At 39.3% G+C, this 9670-nt stretch carries 10 protein-coding genes; all 10 read left to right on the top strand.

The genetic code is table 11. From position 1 onward, the window contains the following. Positions 1 to 472: flagellar motor switch protein FliN (gene fliN, locus K6D58_RS01055; RefSeq protein WP_296826657.1), on the top strand; the 472-nt coding region annotated here is incomplete at its 5' end. Positions 473 to 625: 153 nt separating this feature from the next. Beyond that, positions 626 to 1162: a FliO/MopB family protein gene (locus K6D58_RS01050; RefSeq protein ID WP_296826655.1), complete on the top strand. Its 537-nt coding sequence runs from the start codon at positions 626 to 628 to the stop codon at positions 1160 to 1162. Continuing rightward, on the top strand, positions 1159 to 1974 hold the full coding sequence (gene fliP, locus K6D58_RS01045) for a flagellar type III secretion system pore protein FliP (protein ID WP_296826654.1): 816 nt from the start codon (positions 1159 to 1161) through the stop codon (positions 1972 to 1974). Before K6D58_RS01050 ends, fliP begins: the two co-directional genes overlap by 4 nt. 10 nt (positions 1975 to 1984) lie before the next feature. Continuing rightward, a complete protein-coding gene (gene fliQ, locus K6D58_RS01040) occupies positions 1985 to 2254 on the top strand; it encodes a flagellar biosynthesis protein FliQ (RefSeq protein ID WP_296826652.1) in 270 nt (89 codons plus the stop codon). Positions 2255 to 2270: 16 nt separating this feature from the next. Then, entirely contained in the window at positions 2271 to 3092 is an 822-nt protein-coding gene (fliR, locus tag K6D58_RS01035) for a flagellar biosynthetic protein FliR (RefSeq protein ID WP_296826650.1), read from the top strand. Next, positions 3089 to 4183, top strand: a complete 1095-nt coding sequence (locus K6D58_RS01030) for an EscU/YscU/HrcU family type III secretion system export apparatus switch protein (protein WP_296826648.1) — start codon at positions 3089 to 3091, stop codon at positions 4181 to 4183. Before fliR ends, K6D58_RS01030 begins: the two co-directional genes overlap by 4 nt. A 146-nt stretch (positions 4184 to 4329) precedes the next feature. Further along, entirely contained in the window at positions 4330 to 6468 is a 2139-nt protein-coding gene (locus tag K6D58_RS01025) for a flagellar biosynthesis protein FlhA (protein WP_296826646.1), read from the top strand. Continuing rightward, a complete protein-coding gene (locus K6D58_RS01020) occupies positions 6465 to 7790 on the top strand; it encodes a flagellar biosynthesis protein FlhF (protein WP_296826644.1) in 1326 nt (441 codons plus the stop codon). The genes K6D58_RS01025 and K6D58_RS01020 overlap by 4 nt, the downstream gene beginning before the upstream one ends. Positions 7791 to 7815: 25 nt before the next feature. Further along, positions 7816 to 8685, top strand: a complete 870-nt coding sequence (locus tag K6D58_RS01015) for a MinD/ParA family protein (RefSeq protein WP_296826642.1) — start codon at positions 7816 to 7818, stop codon at positions 8683 to 8685. Positions 8686 to 8866: 181 nt separating this feature from the next. After that, positions 8867 to 9670, top strand: coding sequence for a hypothetical protein (locus K6D58_RS01010; RefSeq protein WP_296826639.1), 804 nt, complete (start codon positions 8867 to 8869; stop codon positions 9668 to 9670).

Below are 9670 nucleotides of genomic sequence, written 5' to 3'. Positions count from 1 at the left end.
GGGCATGATGACAGGTGCCGGAATGCAGCAGCTAATGATGGGTATGCAGCAGCCTATGATGGGAATGCAGCAGCCAATGATGGGTATGCAGCAGCCTATGATGGGAATGCAGCAGCCAATGATGGGTATGCAGCAGCCTATGATGCAGACACCACCAAATGTACAGTCCCTTCAGTTCCCTAATCTTATGCAGCCAATGACTGCCAGTGAACAGGGTAACATCGGCCTGATTATGGATGTAAAGATGGAAATGACCGTAGAACTTGGTCGTACGGAAAGAACCATCAAGAACATCCTGGGTATGGGTGAAGGAACAATTATAGAACTTGATAAACTTGCCGGTGAACCGGTTGATATTCTTGTAAACCATAAACCTATTGCAAAGGGAGAAGTTGTAGTCATTGATGAAAACTTCGGTGTTCGTGTAACAGAGATTCTTCCTGCTATTGAACACGTTACTTCTCAGATTTAGTTTTTAGGTTTATCTGGTGGGAGGGGAATTACGATAAACTCAAAAAAAGCTTTATGTCTGGCTGTATTTGCGCTTTTCTTTGCAACAGCCAGTCTTTTTGCACAGACAGAAGCTTCTCTTTCTGAAAATACTTCGGTTTCTGAAAGTTCAGAATTGTCTTCAGTTGAAAATTCACAGACAGAAGATCCGGCTTTAAACGCTTCAGATCCTCTTCTTGATCAGTCTGCATCCGATACAGGAATCGGTGTATGGGCCTTTATAAAAATGATTCTTGTTCTGGCTTTTGTAGTTGCAGCCCTTTATTTATTCTTCCGTTTTATAAAAAAAAGAACTTCACCAAATTTGTCCTCAGATGATCCTTTTTTAAGGAATGTCGCATCTGTTTCTCTGGGAATCGGTAAATCAGTTCAGATTGTTACTTTAATTGATAAGGCCTATATGGTAGGTGTTTCCGAAAACGGAGTTTCCCTTATTGATAAGATTGAAGACAAGGAACTTATCAATGCAATGAATCTTTATAATGATAAAAATACAAGACAGTCAAAGCCTCGTACTTTTGGCGAAATACTTGATATTTTTATGCCTCCTAAAAAATCATCAGCATCTTCTGAATCAGCCTTTGACGGTTCAACTGAAGAGCTTTTAGACCAGCTTAAAAATAAAAGACTGAATACTGAGGAGGAGTCATGAAGAAGTTAATACTCCTGCTCGTACTTTTTACGGCATGTCTTTTTACTTTACCTGCACAGACTTCTTCTAATTTTCCTCAGGGTTCTACAGCCGGCAGAACAAATATGACAGCAGAACCTTCTTCTGTTGAAATTCCAAATATTTCAATTTCTGCTACAGCACCTCAGTCAGGTAAACAGATAGCCTTTAGTGTGCAGCTTCTTCTTATCCTTACTTTACTGACTTTAGCTCCAAGCATACTTATCCTTACAACCTGTTTTTTAAGGTTCAGTATTGTGCTGGATTTTATAAAAAGGGCTCTTTCCCTTCAGCAGGTTCCTCCTACAGCAGTACTTAACGGAATAGCAATATTCATGACTTTTTTCTGTATGTGGCCCACATTAAAGGATGTTTATACAAACGCCTACAAACCTCTTTCAAATAACGAAATCACCCTTAGTGAAAGTATAGATAAAGCCCAGCAGCCTGTAAGGCTTTTTATGTACCGTCAGATGGCAGGTGATGATTCCTATATCCATACCTTTATGAATATGGGACGCTATCCAAGGGCAAAGAATCTTTCTGATGTACCGACTCATGTTCTTATTCCGGCCTATATTCTTCATGAACTTACAGTGGCTTTTAAAATAGGTGTTCTTCTTTATATCCCATTTATTGTAATTGATATGGTTGTTGCCAGTATCCTTATGAGTATGGGTATGATGATGCTCCCTCCAGTACAGATTTCCATGCCTTTTAAACTTATGCTTTTTGTACTTGTAGACGGATGGGGGCTTCTTACCAATCAGCTTTTTGTCAGTGTTGTTCAATAGGAGGTAGTAAATGAGCCTTAATACTTTAACAGGTCTTCTTCAAAGGGGAATATGGCAGGTTTTTATTATGTGTGCTCCTGTTCTTGGAGCTGCCCTTATTATAGGTCTTATTATTGCAATTTTTCAGGCAACTACTTCTATTCAGGAGCAGACCCTTACATTTCTGCCTAAGCTGCTGGTGATTCTTCTGGTTCTTTCTCTTTTAGGTGGCTGGATGTTTTCTTCTTTGAGAACTTATACCATCAGTATTTTTAATATGATTCCAAAGCTGGCCAGATAAGCTTTAGGGTTATGCCATGCCTTCAGGACTTTTGAATGCTGCACCCCTTTACTTTCTTGTATTTGCCAGGTGCTTTGCCATTTTAGTAACTCTGCCTCTTTTTTCTTCCAGGTCAATTCCCGGAGTTGCCAAGGCAGCTCTTGTACTTTTTATGGCTGCATTCATTACTCCCTCCCTTTCCCTTGATACAGGAAATTTTGCAGACTACGGTGCCTTTATTTCTAAAGACGGACATTTTAATCTGATTTATGTACTCCTTCTTGCGGGGGAGGCTTTAATCGGAATTATAATGGGCTTTTACATTCAGATTATTTTTGCTTCATTTAGTACTGCCGGTCAGTTTTTTGCCTTTCAGATGGGCTTTTCTGCCAGTGAAGTCTTTGATTCATTAAGTCAGGTAGAAAATCCCCTTATGGGACAGTTTCTTAATATGGTAGCCATGCTGGTCTTTTTACAGAACCGCTGGTTTATGAAGCTGGTAACCGGTGGTCTTATGGCCAGTTTTGAAAGCGTTAATGCCATGGATATAGCAGCCCATACACAGAATCTTGCTCATTTTATGGCTTCATCCCTGACTCTGCTTTTTAAGGATTCCCTGGTAATAGCCCTGCCTGTGATGGGAACACTTTTTTTAATTAATGTTACTATGGGTATTCTTTCTAAAGCTGCCCCTCAGATGAACCTCCTTTCTGAAGGATTCCCTATAATGATGCTGACATCATTCTTTATAATTGCAATTTTACTTCCTTATCTCTGTGATTTTTTTACAGACAGTTTTTACCACGGAATGAGGGAGCTGGAAAAACTTCTTAAACTTCTTACGGGAGCTTCTTCATGAGTCAGATAGACCTTCAGTGGTTTGCTGCAGAAGATGAAGGCCGTACAGAAAAACCGTCGGAACACAGCCTTCAGGAAGCTAGAAAAAAAGGCGAGATTGCCAAAAGTGCTGAACTTTCCTCTGCCATAGTATGGCTTTTTGCCATTCTTTTACTCATTGTTCTTGCACCCTGGATGGAAACTCAGTTTGAACAGGTTCTGGTTTATTTTTTTAATAACATAAACAGCCGCCGTGTTGATGATTCAAAGTTTTATTATATTTTCTTATTTACCTTTCTTAAGATGGTTCTTCCTTTTGGACTGGTGGGTATTACAGCAGGAGTTATTGCAAATATAGTTCAAAACAAGGGCTGGCTTTTTACTCCTTCAAAGATTCAGCCTAAATTCTCCAATATCATTCCTCATGTAGGCCGCTATTTAAAGAAAACTATTTTTTCCCTTCAGGGAGTTTTTAATATTTTTAAGTCCATCCTTAAAGTTGTGATTATAAGTGTAATCGCCTTCTTTTTTATAAGGTCTGACATGGAAGATACCCTTAATTTTCTTCATACAGGGGGAATTGATCTTGCCCAGAAGCAGGTAGGCCTTATGACTGCCAAGCTTCTTGTTGTGTCCGCAGTCCTTATGGTTATTATTGGTGTGGCAGATTACATTGTTCAGCGCAGGGAATTTATGGAACAGCACAAGATGAGCAAACAGCAGGTAAAGGAAGAGTTTAAGTCTCTTGAAGGTGACCCTGAAACCAAAGCCCGTCTTGAACGCAGTCAGAGGGAAATGCTTACCCAGAATATAAGAAAGGCTGTAAGTGAATCAGATGTTGTAATTACAAACCCTGAACACTATGCCGTAGCCCTTGAATGGAAAAAAGAAGTTGCTGATGCTCCTCAGGTTACTGCCAAGGGAGAAGATATGACTGCCCAGACAATTAAGCGTATTGCCAGGGAAAATGACGTACCTACTGTAGAAAACAGGAGTCTTGCCCGTGGTCTTTATAATGATACACAGGTTGGAGATGTTATTCCGGTAGATTATCTTAAGGCTATAGCAACGGTTTATGCTCAGATAGGATACATGTCAAAAAATAAGGGGTAAAAAAAATAAGGGTTAAAATAAGTCTTTACTGATTATTATTTATGGAAGAACTTCTATTATATAGTTCACAAAATCAGGAAAAGGGGTTATTATTATTGCTGTGAAAGTAAGGGGAACTTTCTTAAAAACAAAAACGGGTGGGGATGATGCCGGAACTTCAGGCTTCTAGTAGTAAAAGTGCATTTTCTTTTATAGGCGGGAACGGAGTTGCAGTACTTGTAGTACTTTTTATGCTCTTTATGTTTCTTCCTCTTGGAAAAACTTTCATTGACATTGCAATGGTTCTCAATGTTGCTTTTGCTATACTTATTCTTTTAAAAGTTGTTAATACAAAACGGGCGGCTGATTTTTCTGCTTTCCCACAGATAGTTCTTATTTTTACTCTTTTTGGTCTGTCCATTAATATTTCTTCAACAGTTAATATTCTTCGTAATCCTGTTACCGGCAGTGGAAGTAACCTTCGTTTTCCAGGTCAGAGCGAAATGGTTCAGACTTTTGCCAATATTGTAGCAGGGGACAGTGTTCTTATTGGAGCAGTTGTATTCATTATCCTTATTGTCGTACAGATGCTTGTTATTACAAAGGGTGCTGACCGTGTTTCAGAAGTTACTGCAAGGTTCACTCTGGATGCCATGAACACAAAAATGTTTGCCATTCAGCAGCAGCAGAACAGCGGTGCCATTTCTGAAGAAGAAGCTCAGGCAAAAATATCAGGACTTCAGCAGGAAATTGACTTTTACTCTGCCATGGACGGTTCTTCCAAATTTGTAAGCGGTAACGTTAAGTTTGGTATTTTTGTAACTGTCATAAATATTATCGGCGGAATTATTACCGGTATGGTTATGGGAAAACTTAATATAAGTGATGCCCTTAACAGCTATGCAAAGCTTACTATTGGTGACGGCCTTATGTCTCAGTTTCCGTCACTTATGCTTTCTTATGCAACCGGTCTTTTAATTACAAAAAGTTCTTCAGAGATCGGAATTGATGCCCAGCTTAAAAAGCAGCTGGCTTCTGATGGTTCAATTTACATGATTACAGGTCTGGTCCTTATCCTTATGGGACTCTTCTTTCATAATGCATCATCAGCCTATCTTATTCCTGCCGGCGGACTTCTTATATTTTTTGGATACCGTCTTAATCAGGTTAATGCAGCAAAAGTCATTAAGGAAAAAGCTGAGGCTGCTGCAGAAGAAAAGGGTTCTGCAAAGAAAGCTGCTTCCAGGGGAGAAATATCTCCTGCAGTTTTACCTGATGCCCTGTCTCTTGAAATTGGTTATGCCCTTATTCCTTTAGTTGATGCCGACAAGGGTGCGGAACTTCTTGAAAGGGTTACTAAAATCAGGCGTGAACAGGCAATAGATCTTGGCCTTGTTGTTCCTCCTATTCATATTGTTGACCAGATGTCCCTGGCTCCTGAAGAATACTGCTTTAAAATCGAAGATGTTCCGGTTGGAGGCAGCAAGCTTAAGCTGGGTTATTACATGTGTCTTGATTCAGGTTCAGTTGCTCCTGGTAATGAAATCAAGGGTGAACCTACAGTGGACCCGGCATTCGGCATGAAGGCAATCTGGCTTCCGGAAAGCAAGAGGCTGGAGGCAGAAAAGGCCGGCTATGCTGTAATTGATCCTCCTACAATAATTGCAACCCACCTTACTGAAATTATCAGGCGGAATGCAAAAGATATTCTTTCCCGTCAGGGTGTTAAGGATATTATTGACGAAGTTAAGAAAACATCTCCTGCAGTTGTTGATGAAGTTATGGGCGGAAGCAATCCATTCACTTATGGAGAAATCGAAGCCGTTCTTAAGAATCTTCTTAAGGAACTTGTCAGCATACGCAATATGGTTAAGATTCTGGAAACTCTTTCTGACTTTGGAAAGTATACAAAGGATCCGTGGGTTCTTACAGAAAAAGTACGTGAAGCCCTTGGTTCTCAGATTTGTATGCAGTATGTAGATGAAAACTCAACCCTTCATGTTCTGCAGCTTTCTCAGGAACTTGCAGAAAAAATCTATGCAAAGAGGGGACAGAGTGAAGGTCAGGAACCTGTAGTTGCCTTTGATCCTGTTGAAGGCCGTAATTTTATTGCCGCCGTAAGTTCTCAGGTTTCTCAGGTAAGGGAACGAAATTATCTTCCTGTAATAATATGTCCTTCCCAGGTCAGGGCATTAGTCAAGTCTGCTACATCAAGGGAGATGCCTGGGCTTATAGTACTGTCCGTAAACGAAATAGTTGCTGCAGGGCCAAATGTAAAAGTTGAAGTTCTTGGAGAAATTGTATGAATGACATGTCCTCAAAAGTTTATCATGTAGAAGGAAAAAATCTTGAAGAATGCAAGAGCAAATTAACTGATAAATACGGCTCTAACTGGGTTCAGTGCGGCTGGAACAGAATAATATTAAAAAAAGGTATACTGGGCTTTGGACAAAAAGAAGGTGTAAGGCTTTCTTACCAGGTAACCAGTGGTTTTCAGGATTTTTCAAAGGCCGCAGTAGAGACTTCCGTTCACAGTGGAAGAATATCTCAGGCTGCAGCTTTAATTGATTATCATAACCAGAAGCAGAATTCTTCAATACCAAAACCCGGGGCTTTTTCTAATATACCTGACGGAACATTTACAGCCCTTGCCCAGAATGCAAATATAGCTCAGAAGCTGGATCAGATTACAAAGCTTATTGGAGAAGGTTTTTCCAATATGACCGTCAATACAGAGAATGCTCCGGAACATCAGACCATAACTCATATAAAGGAACTTCTTTCTGATAATGATTTTACAAAAAAATACATAAGTGACATTGTAGAAAGAATCAAAAAGACTTTTACGGTAGAAGAACTTAGTGATGAAGATGCAGTCTGCCGGCAGGTTGTTTACTGGATTGGAGAAGATATTAATATTGGAAGTGATTATTATGTAAAGCCTCCAAAAGTTGTTGTTCTCTGCGGACCTACAGGAGTAGGAAAAACTACAACTATTGCAAAACTTGTAGCAGCAATTAAACTTCAGGCTAAAAAAGAAGAAGCAAGGCAGCACCCTGTTCCAGAAATCAGGATAATTACAACTGATATTACCCGTGTTGGCGCCAAGGAGCAGATGGAACACTGGGCTTCGGTTATGAATCTTACAGTAGAAAAAGCAGAAGACCCTGATGAACTTGCAAGGTTCATTAAGTCCAATAAAGATTCGGCAGATTATATTTTTATTGATACTGCAGGTTACAGTCCTAAGGATGTTAAGAATATTGCCAATATGGCAGCAATTTTAAAAGGCAGTGATATTGGAAGTCAGGTTTTCCTTACTTTTACTGCCGGAACAAAGGCCAGGGATCTGGAAGAGATATTAAGGAACTATGAAGTTCTTAATTATAAAAGTGTAATTATTACAAAGTGTGATGAAACTTCTTCCTTTGGCGGAATATTAAGTGTTCTTGCTGATAAGAGAAAGTCTGTTTCTTATGTAACTTACGGTCAGGATGTATTCGGTACTATTGAACGTACTTCTCCTGCAAGATTTTTAAGGACTTTGGCAGGATTTTCATTAGATGATGAATTTATTTCAAAGATTGAAGAAAAGTTTGGAAGAAAAAATTCCGATACATTAATATAGACCCGTAGATTTTCAGGAGTTATAAATGGAAGAGCAGGCAAAAGAACTTCGTGCTATTTTTGGTAATGATGGTGACAATAAAGAACATAAAACAAGAATCATAGCAATTACAAGCGGTAAGGGTGGCGTAGGAAAAACAAATCTTTCCGTAAACATGGCTATTGCTTACGCCCAGCTTGGAAAAAAGGTTATTCTTATTGACGGCGACCTTGGCATGGCTAATGTAAACGTTCTGCTTAGTATTGTTCCTCAGTATAACCTTATGCAGGTTCTTAACGGACAGAAAAAAATGAATGAAATAATTCTGGATACTGAATTCGGAATTAAGTTTATTGCAGGAGCCAATGGTTTTTCTAAGATTGCAAATCTTAGTAAAGATGAGCTTGATAATTTTGCTACGGAATTTGCTTCCCTTTCCAATGCAGATATAATCATTATTGATACAGGTGCGGGTATTGCCAATAACGTACTTCAGTTTGTTGCCGCAGCTGATGAAGTTTATGTAGTAACTACTCCTGAGCCAACAGCTATTACAGATGCCTATGGAATTATTAAAATCATTACTACTGAACTTGCTGACAGGGATATTAACCTTAAGCTTCTTGTAAACCGTGTTCATTCAGCAGAAGAAGGAAAACGTATTTCTGACAGAATTATTAATATTGTAGGTCAGTTCCTTAATTATAAAGTTGAATATATAGGCTTTGTTTATGAAGATTCAGTTGTGCAGGCTTCCGTTATCAGACAGAAACCTTTTATGATTGTAAATCCTACTTCAAAACCTGCTGTCTGCCTTAAACACATTGTAGGAAGAATAGAAAAGACAGAAGTTGCTTCTGACGCCGGTGTTTCTAACTTCCTTAAAAAGTTCCTTGGCGGAAAGAAAAATAAATGATTTTTAATACTGCCGGTGGTAAATATTCCTTTTAAAACCGGCAGTTTTTTTTATCCGGATACCTTTCTTTTTTCTCACCTGCCTTATTTTATACTTTTCTTCTTATTTCACTAGTATTTTTTATTTTAACTTGACGGTCTCGACTTTTTGTCTTAATCTTAGAGGGAAGGGGATTTATTGAATGTTTAAGCCTAAAAATGTACTTGTTCCGGCAACAGGTGCCCTTGTGCTTTCTTTTCTGGTCAGTATTATTTCTACAGGTAATTTCGGTTCTTCCCTTTTTAGAGCAATACTTTTTTTTCTTCTCTTTGCACTTCTTGGAGGCATTATTTCTTTTTTGAATGACCGCTTCCTGAGTACAGGTGATGATTATTCGTCAGGAGGAGAGGAAGGTGTTTCAAGAAGATCCAGCGGTAACGTTGTTGACATTGTCATTAATGATGAAAATCTTACTGATGACGGTGACAGTCCTCACTTTAATGTGGACCACAACAGCAGGACTTTAGGAGAGAGGGATACTGTAGCTCCTTCTGTTTCTGCAGCAGCAGAAAGCAGACCGGTAAATACAGTTAATGAAGCAGCTGTTGAGACTGTTTCTGTACAGAATGCAGAAAGTGCAGGGACTTTGCAGAATGAAGCAGCTCCTGTTCAAAACCAAAACCCTCCGCCTTCTGATTTTGTTCCTGTAACACCGGGACAAAAGCCTGCAGCTGCTAAAACTGCCCAAAGTGCCCCTTCTGCACCTGTGCAAAAGGTTAATACAGAAAGGGCTGCTCAGATGAAGGAGATAGATGATCTTCCTGACCTTGGTTCTGCAGATGATGATTCTTCTGGAGATGAAGGGCTGATAGAAAGCAGTGATTTTGCTTCTCTTGGGGAAAGTACTGAAGATGAAAAAGTTTCAGTAGTTGATGGAGAAAAAGCAAAGGATCACGATACAGAAACGATGGCAAAAGCAATCAGGACTCTGTTAAAAAGGGAATAA

Origin of the sequence: Treponema sp. (genome assembly GCF_024696245.1) — a bacterium.
GTDB lineage: Bacteria > Spirochaetota > Spirochaetia > Treponematales > Treponemataceae > Treponema_D.
This window is presented reverse-complemented; position numbering and strand designations above follow the sequence as displayed.